Origin of the sequence: Halomonas alkaliantarctica (genome assembly GCF_029854215.1) — a bacterium.
GTDB classification, from domain to species: domain Bacteria; phylum Pseudomonadota; class Gammaproteobacteria; order Pseudomonadales; family Halomonadaceae; genus Vreelandella; species Vreelandella alkaliantarctica_A.
On the sequence record NZ_CP122961.1, the window covers coordinates 839,743 to 852,600 of the forward strand.

The following is a 12,858-nucleotide window of genomic DNA, read 5'->3' on the forward strand; positions in this document are numbered from 1 at the left end:
GTTAGCTTTTTGTGTTGTCGGTGCCGGTTTTGCTCCACAAGCGCTGGGTTGGATATTAACCATCTATGGTATTGAGCGAGCCCCATACCGTCCGAGCGGTATCATCATCGGTTTGCCGGTGACGGGGTCTTCGATGACACGGCTTTCCAGGCCAAACACGTCGTGCACCATCTGCTCAGTCAGAATCTTCTCGGGTGGGCCTGCCGCGTAGACTTTCCCGTTGGCCATGGCCAACAGATTGTCGGCGTAGCGGGCGGCCAGATTGAGTTCATGGAGTACCATGACAATGGTGGTGCCACGCTGCTGGTTGAGGTCGGTTAAAAGGTCAAGCACGTCGACCTGGTGATTGATATCCAGAAAGGTGGTGGGCTCATCAAGCAGCAGCACGTCGGTTTGCTGGGCAAGTGCCATGGCGATCCACACCCGCTGGCGCTGCCCGCCGGAAAGTTCATCGACGTGGCGTTCGGCCAACTCACTCATATGGGTGGCGGCCAGGGCGCCGGTAACGGCGGTCTCATCGGCTGCGCTCCAACGCTTGAACAGCCCCTGGTGCGGGTGGCGACCACGGCTAACCAGCTCAAGTACGGTAATACCTTCCGGCGCGATGGGGGACTGCGGCAGGAAGCCTAACTGCTGCGCCAGGCGCCGAGTGGGTAGTTGATGAATGGCGTTGCCATCCAGTAATACGCTGCCTTGCTCGGGCGTTAATAGCCGCGAAAGCACGCGCAAAAGCGTCGATTTTCCGCAGGCGTTGGCGCCCACAATGGCGGTGGTGTGGCCAGCGGGCACCGTTAGGCTAACGTTATCGAGTATGCTGCGTTCCCCATAGCCTGCCACCAGGCCGTGGGCGAGAAGTGAGGAAGCGTTCATAGGGTGCCTTTGGTTTTTTTGTCGCGGATAAGCAGATAAACAAGATAGGGCGCGCCTAATACACCGGTCACGATACCCACCGGATAGCGGGCGGGTAATAGAAACTGGCCCGCATAATCGCCTAACAGCACCAGTAGGGCGCCGACCAGCGCAGAAGGCATTAACAGCGAGCCGCTGCGGCCCATCAGGCGCGCCGCAATGGGGCCAGAAAGAAACGCCACAAATGCTACCGGGCCGGAAACGGCGGTCGCGAAGGCGACCAGCGCAACGGCTGACACCCCGACGATAATGCGCGTAGCAGCCAATCCAACGCCTAGCCCTGCGGCAACATCATCGCCCATGCGCAAGGTTTCGAGGTCGCGACGGCGGCTTAATAGCAGCCCGCCGAACAGCAGTAAACCAATCAATAGTGGCAGTGCCTGGCCAAGCTGAACGCCATTCACGCTGCCGGTGAGCCAGCGCAGGGCTTCTTGCAGCGTCCAGCTTGGCGCGCGCATCAGCAGGTAGGCGGTCACGCTTTGCAGCATTGCGGCCAAGCCAATGCCGATCAGGATAAGCCGCCCGCCGGTCACTCCCTGCCGCCAGGAGAGCGTATAGATCAACAGCGCTACACCCAATCCCGATGCAATCGCCACCACTGAAATCGCGGGGCCACTCAGCGAGAGCACCACAATGGCAAACACCGCCCCCGTACTCGCACCGGTGCTGATACCAATGATGTCCGGGCTTGCCAGCGGGTTGCGTAGCATGGTTTGAAAGGCGATGCCGCCCAAGCCGAAGCAAGCGCCCACTAGCACTGAAACCACTGCCCTTGGCAGGCGTAATTCGCGCACGGTGAAGCCAACCCCAGGCACCTCGGCTCCGCCAAGTACACGTAGCACTGTGGTAAGCGGGGTGAATGACTGCCCCAGCATCAGGGTTAACGCCACACCCGCGAGCAGGCAGGCAGTTAGTACTGTGAGTATACGAAAGCGGCGCTTCGCGTTCGCCCTGAGTATTTGGCCAAAGTGGCTAGCCGCGTTGAGCAGGGGCTGGTTCATAGCGAACCTACTGTGCGGTTGCGCACAATCCAGATAAACACTGGCGCGCCGATAAAGGCAGTCACGATGCCTACGTCCAATTCTGAAGGGTGAGCGATCAGTCGCCCAGCTATGTCTGAAAAGGTTAGTAGCACGGCACCCCCGAGGGCAGAGAAAGGCAGCAGCCAACGGTAATCGCCGCCAGCTAGCAGGCGGCAGGCGTGGGGCACTACCAATCCTACAAAACCGATCGGGCCGCACACAGCGGTGATCGGCCCGCATAGAAGCACCGCACCGATGGCTGACATGGCTCGGGCTACCGCCACCTTTTCACCTAGCCCGGCGGCGGTGTCATCGCCCAGTGCTAGCATATTGAGTTTGCGCGCGGCGAGCAGAGTAATGACAAGCCCCATCGCCAGAAAAGGCAGTATGGGGAGAAGTTGAACGTATGTCGCGCCGCCCACGCCGCCGACTAACCAGGATTGCACCAGCCCACCGATATCGCCACGCGGTAATACCACGGCGGTCGTCAGCGAGCTAAGCGCGGCGGTGATTGCCGCCCCAGCCAGTGCCAGCCTGAGCGGCGTGGCGCCGCCCTGGCCGAGGCTGGCGATTGCGTAAACCGCACAGGCTGCGATACCGGCGCCAGCAATGGCTGTCCAGATGTAGCTGGTCGTCTCATCGATACCGAACCAGGCAATGCCAATCACCACTGCCAGCGCCGCTCCAGCATTAACACCCAGCAGGCCGGGGTCGGCCAGCGGGTTGCGGGTCAGGCCCTGCATGACGCCACCGGAAACGCCTAGGGCGGCTCCGGCCAGCATGGCAAGCAACGTACGCGGCAGGCGGCTGGCCACGGCGGCATCGCCAATGGTTTCTACTTGGCCACTTAGTGCGGCGAAGATTTCCGACCAGCCCACTTCACGGGCGCCAAAAGCCACAGAGAGCATGGCCGCAAGGCCGAGTAGGGCAAGCAGCAACACGCCGCCCGCAAACCGGCGGGTGGCGTGATGTTTGAGGCGTACAATCGCTGAGCGATTAACATCTGAGCCAAGCGCTACGCCGCTACTCGTGTGACTTGCGTGCGGCTTCTGAGAGTAGGTCTGCATAATCTTCCAGCAACCATGAAATCGACATGGGGGTAGGGTTGGCGGCCGTGCCCAGCGGGGTATTGCCGAGGGTGACAATGGCGCCGTTTTCTACCACCGGCAGCCGGGAAGTGAGCGGGTGGGCGTTGAGCTGCTCGATGAGCGGCTGGCCGCCGTAAGTGACGAGAATATCCACATCGTTGAGCTCGTCGATCAGTTCAGAGCTGATCTCGCCAGCGAATTTTCCGAGGGTAGAGTTCTGCCTTACCACCTCCGGCGATGACAGACCAAGGTCGTGGAAAAAGCGTACCCGCGCGTCGTTGTCGGTGTAGAACGAGATGCTCCCCAGGTTGGTGGGGTCTAGGTGGGTAACGAACATGGCGGTTTTGCCCGCAAGGTCCGGATGGCTGGCGGCGGTGTCGGCAATGTGTGCCTCAAGCTGCTCAATGAGCGCCTGACCTTCCTCGGCCATGCCCATGCCTTGGCTGTTCAGTTGGATCATATCGCGCCAGTCGGTCGCCCACGGGCCTTCGGGGTAGGCCACCACCGGGGCAATCTGGCTCAGGGTGGTGTAGTCCGCCTGACTAAGCCCCGAGTAGGCGGCCAGAATCACATCCGGTTGGCTGGCGGCCACGGCTTCAAAATCGATCCCGTCGCCTTCATCGAATAGGTCAGGGGGCGTGGCATCCAGTTCTTCAAGCCGGGTTTCTACCCAAGGCAATAGCCCGTTGCCGTTGTCGTCGCCAAAGTTGGCAGCGGCAAAGCCGACCGGTACCACGCCAAGCGCCAGCGGCACTTCATGATTGGCCCAGGCCACGGTGGCTACCCGTTCGGGCTTTTCGGAAAGTACCGTGGTGCCCAGTGCGTGATCGATTTCAAGGGGATAGGTCTGCGCGCTAACGGTTACTGCGCTAAGGCTGCACATGGCGAGAAGCGCCATGCAGGTGGCTGAACGTTGATGGAGCGATGCCATCGCTTCCTCCGCAGGCTTAGGTGTTTAAAAAGCTTAGGTGTTTAAAAAAGATGCCCCGCCGAGCGTTAAGCCCGCCGTTTCAGTCAGAGGAGGCAAGTGGCTCCATACGGCATGGCGTGTTGCTTTTCTTTTTAAAATAAATGATTATGATTAACATTAGCACTATTGAATCGGTGATGCTAGCTCCGGATACTCTTGCGGCCTTTCAAAAGAAAAACACAAGGCGAGCAAGGCAGGTTTATTCATTTCAAGGGATCTTCAACATGACAGATAGCAAAGGCACCGTCCGGCTTAACGCAAGCCGCTTGCGGTGGCAACAGACGACGACTGCCCTTCTGTGCGGTACGACGCTGGTCACACTTCCCATGCTTGGGAACGCGCAGGAGTCAGGCGAAGGCAGTGACAATAATGAGGGCTATCGCCTAGCACCCATTATCGTCAATGCCCAGGCCTACGCGGATGATGATGCCAACTCGATCGTGGCTCAGGAGCTTTGGGTAGGTGGTAAGGTAGCCACCAGTATTCTCGATACGCCGGCCTCTGTGTCAGTCATTACCGAGCAAGAGATCGAGCAGCGCAACGCCTCTACCACCGAAGAAGTGCTGCAATATACGCCAGGTGTCCTCACCGATTATTACGGCACTGATGATCGTAACGACTATTTTAAAATTCGCGGATTTCAGGCGACCACTTACCGCGACGGGCTGACGCTAGGCTCAATGCGCGGTGTGCGTGAAGAGCCTTATGCTTATGAGCGCGTTGAAGTGTTGCGCGGTGCCAACTCGACGCTGTTTGGCCCGGCGGATCCCGGTGGTTCGGTCAACTTCGTAAGCAAGCGGCCACGCTTTGAGCGGTTTGGCGAGGGCTATCTCTCATACGGTTCATTCGACGCCAAAGAGGCCGGTGTTGATGTGGGTGACACGCTGAACGCTGACGAGACAGTGGCCTACCGCTTTACCGGCACCATCCGGGACAGCGACCGCGAATACGATCACTCCAAAGACAACAATGGTTTCTTGATGGGAGGATTGGCCTGGGAGCCGACGGAGTACACTTCAGCAAGCGTTATCTTCGATTACCTGAAGCGTGACGATACTCCCAATAGCGGTGGTTATCCGCTCGACCGGGAGTACGACCGCAGCAACTTCTATGGCGAGCCTGGTTTTAATTATCACGATGTTGAGCGTACCAGCCTTACCGGACAGCTCACCCATGATTTCAACAACGGGCTGACACTGCGGGGTAATCTGCGCTACAGCGACCTGACTGATGACTTCGGTTACGTTTATATCACTGACTCTGCGGCACGAGTTGGCAGCGTGGTGGATCGCGACTATTTTGGTACCGACAACGAAGCTCAGGAGTTGATCGGCAACGCTATCCTGCAATACGACGCCCGCTTTGATCAGGTCGATAGCAGCACGCTCGTGGGTGTCGAGTACCGCGATGCTTCCACTGAAGACAGTTCGTTTTACGGCGATGCGACCTCCATTGATATCGCAACCCCCGTCTTTAGCGGTGCACCGAGTAGCTTGAACGTCTATAGCGGCAACAAGCAGGACTTCACCACCGAGTCGGTCTTCCTGACACAGAATTTGTCCTTCTATGACCGATTTATTGTGACAGCGGGTGTGCGCAACGACTCGATGGATGTCTCAAGCACCAACATGGCAGGCGTTACCGATTCCGATGACTTCTCAGAGACCTCACTTCGCGGTGCGCTGACCTATCGGGTCACCGACGAAATTTCCACCTATGTCAGCATGGTGGAGTCGGTTGCACCACCCACGATTGGCGTCGATCCCGAACGGGGCGAGCAGTACGAAATTGGTGCGAAATATTCCCCCTTTGGCACGAATGCGCTGTTTTCGGCGGCCATCTATGACCTAACCAGGGATGACGTCACCATCTCGGTTGTACAGGACAATGGCGTTATCGAGCGGGAGACCGTGGGTGAGTCCCGTGTACGGGGCCTTGATCTGGAAGCGAAAGCAGAGTTGACCGATAGCTTTAGCGTGGCCGGTGGTTACTCCTATATGGAGTCGGAAGTGGTACGCGACAGTAACGCCGCCAGAGAGGGTAACGAGTTCACCGCGGCACCCAAACATACGGCGTCGTTGTGGGGCTACTATACCTTGCCAAGTCAGGATATGAGTGTTGGCCTTGGCGCCCGCTACGTCGGTTCTTACTACTTTGATACCGCCAATACGTCCAAAAGCGATGCAGCAACGCTCTTCGATGCGGCCTTCAGCTACCAGCTTACCCAAGACGCCGATTTGGCCGTCAACGTCAGCAACTTACTCGACGAGCAGCACGTGGTCGGTTCCGGCACGGCCGACTACTATAATCCGGGGCGCGAAATCAGCGCTAAAGTGAGCTATCGCTGGTGATGCCCGATCACCCATTCCTAGGCGGTACTGGTCGGGGAGGCTAGCCGATGTATTGGGCCGTCTAGGCAGCCAACGCAAACCCCCGCTTTCAAAGGCGGGGGTTTTTGCGCTTTACGCTTCTTGAACACCGTCAACGATAAAGACGCGGTAGTCGGCACCCTGGAAGCGGTGCTTGCGAGCTTCCTGGTAGGCGGGGCTTTCATACCAGGCGCGTGCAGCGGCCATATCGGGGAAGCGTAGAATGACCGCTCCTTCCATTGCGCTACCTTCCAGTACTTCAAAATCGCCATAAAAAGCCAGTGGCTGTGGGTCGTGGCCTTCACGGGCGGCTTTTGCCTTCTCGCCGTAGCGCTCCATTTCCTCGGCGTCGTGGGTGTGTTCGCGAGTCAGTACGACATAAGCGGGCATTCATTTCTCCTGATGTCATCATTAAGCAATCCGCTAGAGCATATCACCGCCCCACAGCGTAGCCCTATTAGCAAAGCTGCTATTCCGCTTTACTGGCCATATCGGTAGTTAAAGGTGGCATCGGTTTCGGCGTTGGCCCTATCAAGGCGACGGGCTCAAGCTGCTCGTTCTCGAGCGTTGCCAGGACGATCTCATAACAGTCGTCGATATGGCTGTTGCCCATGTATTTCATGGTGGCAAAGCTGATGCCGCCCGCAATGGCGCTGCCCAGGAAGGGTACATACTTCGACGCACTTTTTGCCGAGATTCTCCCAGCCATCTTTTTGAACATCACCGTAATCAATTTACGGGTGATATATTTGCCCGCCATCTTGCTGCCGGTCGTTGAGATGGAGGCCATTACGAACAGACGGGTCTCTGCATCCAGGCTCTCGATCTGTTCCGGCGATAAGCCAAATTGCTCGTTAATCTTCGGGATTAATCGCAGCAATATAGCGACATCGGAACCGATGTTCACGCCTGGGATGGGAATGATGGCGGTGCCAGCGGAAAGGCCAGAGCTCTTCGTAACCATCGAGCGGCACGATTGCTTGATGGCTTCGAGTTCTTCCAGTGACTCGATCATATAAGGTCCTTTTTAGATCAAACGGAAAAGGCGGCGGTCTATGCGGCTGCCGCCACTTTCACACTGTTGGTTTAAGTGGCTTATTCGTCACCATCATAGGTGACGCGCCAAATAGCGTTCGTTAGATCATCGGCGATGATAAGGGCGCCTTCGGGGTCGATGGTGACGCCGACCGGACGGCCGCGGGTTTGACTATCTCCAGTAAGAAAACCAGAAACGAAGTCGATAGGGTCGCCGGAAGGGCTGCCGTTGCTGAAAGGCACAAATACGACCTTATAGCCAACGGGGTCGGCGCGGTTCCAACTGCCGTGTTCGCCGATAAACACGCCTTCCGCGAATTCATCGCCCATTTCAGGAATGGAAAAGGCGAGCCCTAAAGGTGCTACGTGCGAACCCAGGCCATAGTCGGGCGAAATCGCCGATTCCACCTTGTCAGGATTCTGCGGGCGAACGCGTGGGTCGACGTGCTGACCCCAGTAACTGTAGGGCCAGCCGTAGAAACCGCCTTCCTGAACCGTCGTTAGGTAGTCGGGCACCAAGTCTGGGCCTAACTCGTCACGCTCATTGACCACGGCCCAAAGTTGGTCCGTGTCGGGCTGAATGGTCAGAGCCGTCGGGTTGCGCAGGCCAGTGGCATAAGGCCGATGCAGGCCGGTTTCGGCATCGATTTCCCAGACCTCAGCGCGATTGACCTCAGCAGCCATGCCGCGCTCGGTGATGTTACTGTTGGAGCCAATACCCACGTATAAGAACTCACCATCGGCGCTAGCGGTCATCGCTTTCGTCCAGTGGTGATTGATTTCAGCGGGTAGCTTGGTCAGTTCTTCCGGTGGCCCGCTGGCTTCGGTTTGGCCTTCCTCGTAGTCAAAACGGACGACGGCATCTTGGTTGGCCACATAAAGATTGTTATCAACCAGTGCCAGCCCGTAGGGGGCGTTGAGGTCTTCCGCAAACACCGACTGCTCATAATTACCATCGCCATTTTCATCGCGCAGCAGGGTTAAGCGATTACCGCTCTCAACACTGGTGGTGCCCTGGCTTTTGATATACCCAGCAATGAAGTCTTTTGGCTTCAACTTGGGGGCATTGCCGCCGCTCCCTTCGGCCACCAAAATATCGCCGTTAGGCAATACCAGCGTTTGCCGCGGGATCTGAAGATCGGTGGCAATGGCGGTAATCGAGTAGCCCTCGGGCACAGTGGGCGTTTGGTCGCCCCACTCTGCGGGTTCAGGTATCGTCATGTCGGGCAAAAGCCCGCGCTGCGGTTCAGGAAGGTCAGGATTAGGGCCATACTGTTGTACGTCTTGGGCACTGGCGCTACTGATTATCAGCAGAGCCGATAGGGGCGCAGCATAGAGGCTAGTAAGTTTCATGATTTAACACCCGTGCCAAGGCGAGAAAAGCCGACCCAGGTGGCCGTACCTGCCAGCAATACAACGACGATCGAAAGAGCAAAACCAGCTGGCATCATGGCCCAGGCATCCCGCGCATGTGCCAACGCATTGACCAAGGCAAGTATCCAGGTAAGTAGTAGAAGTGCTGGATAAATCATCAGAGCCAGGTTGCGCTCAGGCGTACGAAAGAAGCCAACAATCGAGCATAAAAACGCCAGGCCTGTAAAAACAAGCCCACCTAAGTTGAGCCATGAGGCAAAAGTAGCCCACTGAATATGGTAGCTCGTTGAGTAGGCGTAATCGCACATCACGGTGCCAAGAAAGAGAGGAAGAGTTCCGGCAAGTAGTACGGTGTGAAGCGGATGTAACCTGCGAGGATAAGTGTGCTCATTAGAGGCTTTCACGGCAAACTCCTTATGCTGTTCAAGCTAATTGATTTATCTTAGCTGGCGGGATGCATGCGCCCAGCCAGCCCAGACAACGCCACCATTTTCGTTAGAAAAGTGTAGTTGATGATCAAAAGCTTGCCCAAAGCGAGGCAAGCCTGTGGCTGGAAAAAGAGAGCAGGAATATTGTTACGAGTGAATAGTGTTATTGGATTTTATACCGTCTGTCAGTCAGCTTACCCTTAGCTATCGGAGACGTATCCCGGCAGCACTGCCTCGGCCTCGATAGCGATTAGCCATTCCGGTTCGGCAAGGCCGTACACAATCAACCAAGTAGCAGCTGGCGGGGCAATGGGGAAACGCTGCTTCAGCGCCTCCATCACTACTTGCTGGTCGTAGCGTGCGGATTCGGCCAGGTAGATTCTCAGCATCACCACCCGCAAGAGATCGCCACCGAGTGCCGTTAGTAACCGTTCGATGTTATCGAGTGCTGCCTGGGTCTGCTCGGGAAGTTCGGGGCCCGCCAAACGGCCTTCTGCATCGACGCCTACCTGATTGGACATCAGCACCCGGGAGCCCCCCTGAACCAACACGGCCTGACTGTGGCCTTCGGCCAAGGTATCGGGCAGATTGGATGGATTAAGGGGCTTACGTCTTAAAATTTGCATGACAACCTCGTTGGTAAGTTCTTTACTAGACCTATCCCTCGATCAATTGTGCGTTATGCCCTTCGGGCTATGCTCACACATCGTGTATTCACTGATACTGTTTTTGCGGGCTACGGGTATCGTTTTCGCTGCATAGCGTCATGATCAATCCGGGGTGGGCGTTGTGGGCGGTCAGCACCCAGTCGTGTGCCATGGCAATCTCCTGGCAGATGGCCAATCCTAAACCGGCGCCATGGTCGCGCCGATGGGCGCCGCGCCAGAATCGTGTGAACAATAGGGGGAGGTTTGTCGAATCGACGCCAGGCCCCCGGTCACGCACGGTTATGGTATTGCTTTGGATCTCTATGCTGACGACGGTCTGAGCGGGAGCATGCTGGATGGCGTTCTCCAGCAAATTCTTGAGCAGGGTGAAGCATGCCCCGCGATCAGCCACCCATGTCACCTTGTCGTCGGCGGCGAGTACCGTTAAATGCACGTCGGCGGACTCCGCCATGCGTTGCAAGTAGGTGGAAGCTTCGTGGGCGATGTCGTGCATTCGAGCAACACTAAACTGGTAGTTGTGCGCCTCGCTCGCTTCGGCCAGAAGTAGCAGTTGTTGTACCTGCCGCGTCATGTACTCGACATCGCTCAATAATGCCTTGCGGCCACTTCGCCCCACCTCAAGCAACTCAACCTGCCCGCGGATCAGCGCCAGTGGCGTTTTTAACTCATGGGCTGCATGGCCGAGAAATTCCTGCTGCAGGCGATAACCCCGCTCAAGGCGTTCCAGAGCGTGATTGAAGCTATCTACCAGCGGGGCAATTTCCACAGGCACGGCGTCCGTATCGAGCCGGGCGTCTATAGAGCGCGGTGAGATAGCCGCCGCCGATTTGGAAACATCGCGCAGCGGCTTGAGGGTGAAGCGCAAGGTAATGTAGGCGCATAAACCGAAGGCGGCGAACATGACAAAGCCAAACACCAGTACGCCTGCTACCACCAGTGGAAAGGCAACCAGATAGAGGACATCAAAGAATCTTGCACTGGCGACGAACTGCAGATACCACGTTCTTCCACCATGCTCAAAGGGCTGCGTAGCACTGTAGAAAGTTCTGTCATCATACTCAAAGGTAAAGTTGCCACGCGCCAAACGCTGAACCTCTCCCTTGGCTGGCCAGAAAGTTTCTTCGGCACTCGAGACCACCGTCACGTTCCCTGCATCATCCAGAATCCGATACGCCGTCTCGCGTTGTGGGCCTTCGAATAGCCAAGCGCGGTCTTTCATACTGGCGTCGAAACCGACGGGCTGACCACTACTGTCGAACTGGATATTATCTACCATCCCCTCCGCCGCGTCGGCCAGGTCCATACGAGCCAGTAGATCGCTCTGAAGCATCGCTGCTGCGGCAATTACCAATAGGGTGATACTTAGCACCATGCCCGCCACATAGGCCAACAGCACTTTCAGCCTCAGGCTATTTAGCGTCATCCGCTTGACGAAGCGCATACCCCATTCCTCTTACGTTAGCGATCCGCTGGCGCGAGCCAATGGCAAGCAGCTTGCGGCGTAAACGGTGTAGGGCCACATCCAGGGCGTTCGGTGTCACCGCCTCACTAAGCCCCCATGCCGCTGCTTCCAGCGCGCTGCGGCGAACGACCTCATCGTGCTTGTATAACAGCGACTGCATGATGTGCAGCTCCGCCGGGGCGAGGGTAATGCTCTTGTCGCCGTTGAACAGAATGCCGCTTTCAATATGTAGTCTCAGATCACCATGACTGGGGTCGATGGGGTGGAACTCCGCAGGGCGACGCAGCAAGGCCCTAACCCGTGCCACCATTTCGTCCATGGCAAACGGCTTGGGCAGGTAGTCGTCGGCGCCGGCTTCGAGTCCTTCTACCCGGTCATGCAGCGCATCGCGCGCTGTTAACACCAGGCAGGGGACGCTAAGGCCCGCGTTGCGTAATTTCTTGAGCAATAGCAGCCCATCGCCATCCGGTAAGCCACGATCGAGTATCAGCGCCTGATAGGGCATCTGCTGGACAGCAGCCCAAGCCGAATCGATGCGATCAACCACATCAACGGCGATGCCTGCGGCCGCTAACCCTTTGCACATTAAATGAGCTAGTCGGTCGTGATCCTCGATCAGTAGTATACGGCTCATCAGAATGTATAAAGATAGCCAACTAACACGGCGTTTTGGGTCGAGCGATCTACCAGCGGACTATCTTTGATTTCGTCAGCCAAGCTCGTGACCTCAACACCTATCAGCACAGAGTGATGCTGGTCAAACAGGTACATGCCGCGCACCCCCGCCTCGATATTGACAGCCGATTCCCCTGAATAGGCAGGGCGATCGAAGCGAACCTCACTATCACGAACGCCGAAGTAGTAATCGACGTTCTTGTCGTCCTGCCAGGATGCCCCCACGTGAGGGGTTAGCATTATATGTTCGCCGATTTGCCACGTTCTCTCCAGGCCAAGATCGAAGCGCTGCCCGTCACTGTTGCCGGAGACGTCGGTGAGCCATTCGGCGCCTACATCAACGAAGTTGGTGTTCCACTCCATCTTTGCCCCTGCCCAGAAGCCGCCCTTGCGCTCACTCATGTCGTTGAGAATCGGGGCATCGCCTTCCTCGTAACCGCTACCATCATACTGGGCGACGATACCGAAATTGAGTTGTTGGGAGTCGCTGATGACAAGACTCGGCAGTTTGAATTCGATTTCTGGACCGAAAACACTAATGTACCGGTTTTCGACCTGGAGCAAGGGGAAGAGGGTGTTTTCCCTATCGATACCAGCATAAGGATCCTGTTCGCTTATTGCGCCTACGCCCAATCCCCAAGTGGTTTCGTCTGAACTCTCTTCGTCGGCGTACGCCAACGGAGATGCAATAACAAGACCACTTATAAATGCAGCTGTCACCAATCTCATAGTGGTGAGGCGGCTGTTCAGTACTAGCGATTGACGAGGACCCATAGGTGTACTCCTAGCATGATGTGAAAGTCAGAGTGGTATGAAAGTGCCATCATCAGGAGCGCTATCTTACGCGTTTCTTACTGG

At 56.8% G+C, this 12,858-nt stretch carries 13 protein-coding genes; 1 reads left to right on the forward strand and 12 read right to left on the reverse strand.

The window, feature by feature from the left end; genetic code table 11:
- Nucleotides 1-63 precede the first annotated feature (63 nt).
- The 4 genes from QEN58_RS03825 to QEN58_RS03840 are packed head-to-tail and all read right to left on the reverse strand — an operon-like array spanning nt 64 to nt 3,950.
- Nucleotides 64-870 carry an ABC transporter ATP-binding protein gene (locus QEN58_RS03825; protein ID WP_280105835.1) on the reverse strand — a complete coding sequence of 269 codons (807 nt, stop codon included), beginning with the start codon at nt 868-870 and terminating at the stop codon, nt 64-66.
- Nucleotides 867-1,910 carry a FecCD family ABC transporter permease gene (locus QEN58_RS03830; protein WP_280105836.1) on the reverse strand — a complete coding sequence of 348 codons (1,044 nt, stop codon included), beginning with the start codon at nt 1,908-1,910 and terminating at the stop codon, nt 867-869. Before QEN58_RS03830 ends, QEN58_RS03825 begins: the two co-directional genes overlap by 4 nt.
- Entirely contained in the window at nt 1,907-2,998 is a 1,092-nt protein-coding gene (locus QEN58_RS03835) for a FecCD family ABC transporter permease (protein ID WP_280105837.1), read from the reverse strand. Before QEN58_RS03835 ends, QEN58_RS03830 begins: the two co-directional genes overlap by 4 nt.
- Nucleotides 2,955-3,950, reverse strand: a complete 996-nt coding sequence (locus tag QEN58_RS03840) for an iron-siderophore ABC transporter substrate-binding protein (RefSeq protein ID WP_280105838.1) — start codon at nt 3,948-3,950, stop codon at nt 2,955-2,957. Before QEN58_RS03840 ends, QEN58_RS03835 begins: the two co-directional genes overlap by 44 nt.
- A gap of 263 nt (nt 3,951-4,213) precedes the next feature.
- Here QEN58_RS03840 and QEN58_RS03845 point away from each other — a divergent pair, with 263 nt between their 5' ends.
- On the forward strand, nt 4,214-6,340 hold the full coding sequence (locus QEN58_RS03845) for a TonB-dependent siderophore receptor (protein ID WP_280105839.1): 2,127 nt from the start codon (nt 4,214-4,216) through the stop codon (nt 6,338-6,340).
- Between the two features lie 111 nt (nt 6,341-6,451).
- Here the strand turns inward: QEN58_RS03845 and QEN58_RS03850 are convergent, their stop codons facing one another.
- The 8 genes from QEN58_RS03850 to QEN58_RS03885 all read right to left on the reverse strand — a co-directional run bounded on the left by QEN58_RS03850 (nt 6,452) and on the right by QEN58_RS03885 (nt 12,729).
- Nucleotides 6,452-6,748 carry a DUF1330 domain-containing protein gene (locus QEN58_RS03850; RefSeq protein ID WP_280105840.1) on the reverse strand — a complete coding sequence of 99 codons (297 nt, stop codon included), beginning with the start codon at nt 6,746-6,748 and terminating at the stop codon, nt 6,452-6,454.
- Between the two features lie 79 nt (nt 6,749-6,827).
- On the reverse strand, nt 6,828-7,373 hold the full coding sequence (locus QEN58_RS03855) for a hypothetical protein (protein WP_280105841.1): 546 nt from the start codon (nt 7,371-7,373) through the stop codon (nt 6,828-6,830).
- Nucleotides 7,374-7,453: 80 nt separating this feature from the next.
- On the reverse strand, nt 7,454-8,746 hold the full coding sequence (locus QEN58_RS03860; RefSeq protein ID WP_280105842.1) for a PQQ-dependent sugar dehydrogenase: 1,293 nt from the start codon (nt 8,744-8,746) through the stop codon (nt 7,454-7,456).
- Nucleotides 8,743-9,171: a DUF2231 domain-containing protein gene (locus QEN58_RS03865; RefSeq protein ID WP_280105843.1), complete on the reverse strand. Its 429-nt coding sequence runs from the start codon at nt 9,169-9,171 to the stop codon at nt 8,743-8,745. Before QEN58_RS03865 ends, QEN58_RS03860 begins: the two co-directional genes overlap by 4 nt.
- 224 nt (nt 9,172-9,395) lie before the next feature.
- Nucleotides 9,396-9,821 carry a Rid family hydrolase gene (locus tag QEN58_RS03870; protein WP_280105844.1) on the reverse strand — a complete coding sequence of 142 codons (426 nt, stop codon included), beginning with the start codon at nt 9,819-9,821 and terminating at the stop codon, nt 9,396-9,398.
- Nucleotides 9,822-9,909: 88 nt separating this feature from the next.
- On the reverse strand, nt 9,910-11,304 hold the full coding sequence (locus QEN58_RS03875; protein WP_280105845.1) for an ATP-binding protein: 1,395 nt from the start codon (nt 11,302-11,304) through the stop codon (nt 9,910-9,912).
- Nucleotides 11,273-11,959: a response regulator gene (locus QEN58_RS03880; RefSeq protein ID WP_280105846.1), complete on the reverse strand. Its 687-nt coding sequence runs from the start codon at nt 11,957-11,959 to the stop codon at nt 11,273-11,275. Before QEN58_RS03880 ends, QEN58_RS03875 begins: the two co-directional genes overlap by 32 nt.
- Nucleotides 11,959-12,729, reverse strand: coding sequence for a MipA/OmpV family protein (locus tag QEN58_RS03885; protein WP_280105847.1), 771 nt, complete (start codon nt 12,727-12,729; stop codon nt 11,959-11,961). Before QEN58_RS03885 ends, QEN58_RS03880 begins: the two co-directional genes overlap by 1 nt.
- Between the last annotated feature and the right edge of the window lie 129 nt (nt 12,730-12,858).

What these genes read in the sequence shown, in the direction of transcription:
- QEN58_RS03875 (WP_280105845.1), bottom strand. Translation starts at nt 11,304, where the DNA reads ATGCGCTTCGTCAAGCGGATGACGCTAAATAGCCTGAGGCTGAAAGTG.
- QEN58_RS03825 (WP_280105835.1), bottom strand. Translation starts at nt 870, where the DNA reads ATGAACGCTTCCTCACTTCTCGCCCACGGCCTGGTGGCAGGCTATGGG.
- QEN58_RS03870 (WP_280105844.1), bottom strand. Translation starts at nt 9,821, where the DNA reads ATGCAAATTTTAAGACGTAAGCCCCTTAATCCATCCAATCTGCCCGAT.
- QEN58_RS03845 (WP_280105839.1), top strand. Translation starts at nt 4,214, where the DNA reads ATGACAGATAGCAAAGGCACCGTCCGGCTTAACGCAAGCCGCTTGCGG.
- QEN58_RS03850 (WP_280105840.1), bottom strand. Translation starts at nt 6,748, where the DNA reads ATGCCCGCTTATGTCGTACTGACTCGCGAACACACCCACGACGCCGAG.
- QEN58_RS03860 (WP_280105842.1), bottom strand. Translation starts at nt 8,746, where the DNA reads ATGAAACTTACTAGCCTCTATGCTGCGCCCCTATCGGCTCTGCTGATA.
- QEN58_RS03855 (WP_280105841.1), bottom strand. Translation starts at nt 7,373, where the DNA reads ATGATCGAGTCACTGGAAGAACTCGAAGCCATCAAGCAATCGTGCCGC.
- QEN58_RS03885 (WP_280105847.1), bottom strand. Translation starts at nt 12,729, where the DNA reads ATGAGATTGGTGACAGCTGCATTTATAAGTGGTCTTGTTATTGCATCT.
- QEN58_RS03880 (WP_280105846.1), bottom strand. Translation starts at nt 11,959, where the DNA reads ATGAGCCGTATACTACTGATCGAGGATCACGACCGACTAGCTCATTTA.
- QEN58_RS03835 (WP_280105837.1), bottom strand. Translation starts at nt 2,998, where the DNA reads ATGCAGACCTACTCTCAGAAGCCGCACGCAAGTCACACGAGTAGCGGC.
- QEN58_RS03830 (WP_280105836.1), bottom strand. Translation starts at nt 1,910, where the DNA reads ATGAACCAGCCCCTGCTCAACGCGGCTAGCCACTTTGGCCAAATACTC.
- QEN58_RS03840 (WP_280105838.1), bottom strand. Translation starts at nt 3,950, where the DNA reads ATGGCATCGCTCCATCAACGTTCAGCCACCTGCATGGCGCTTCTCGCC.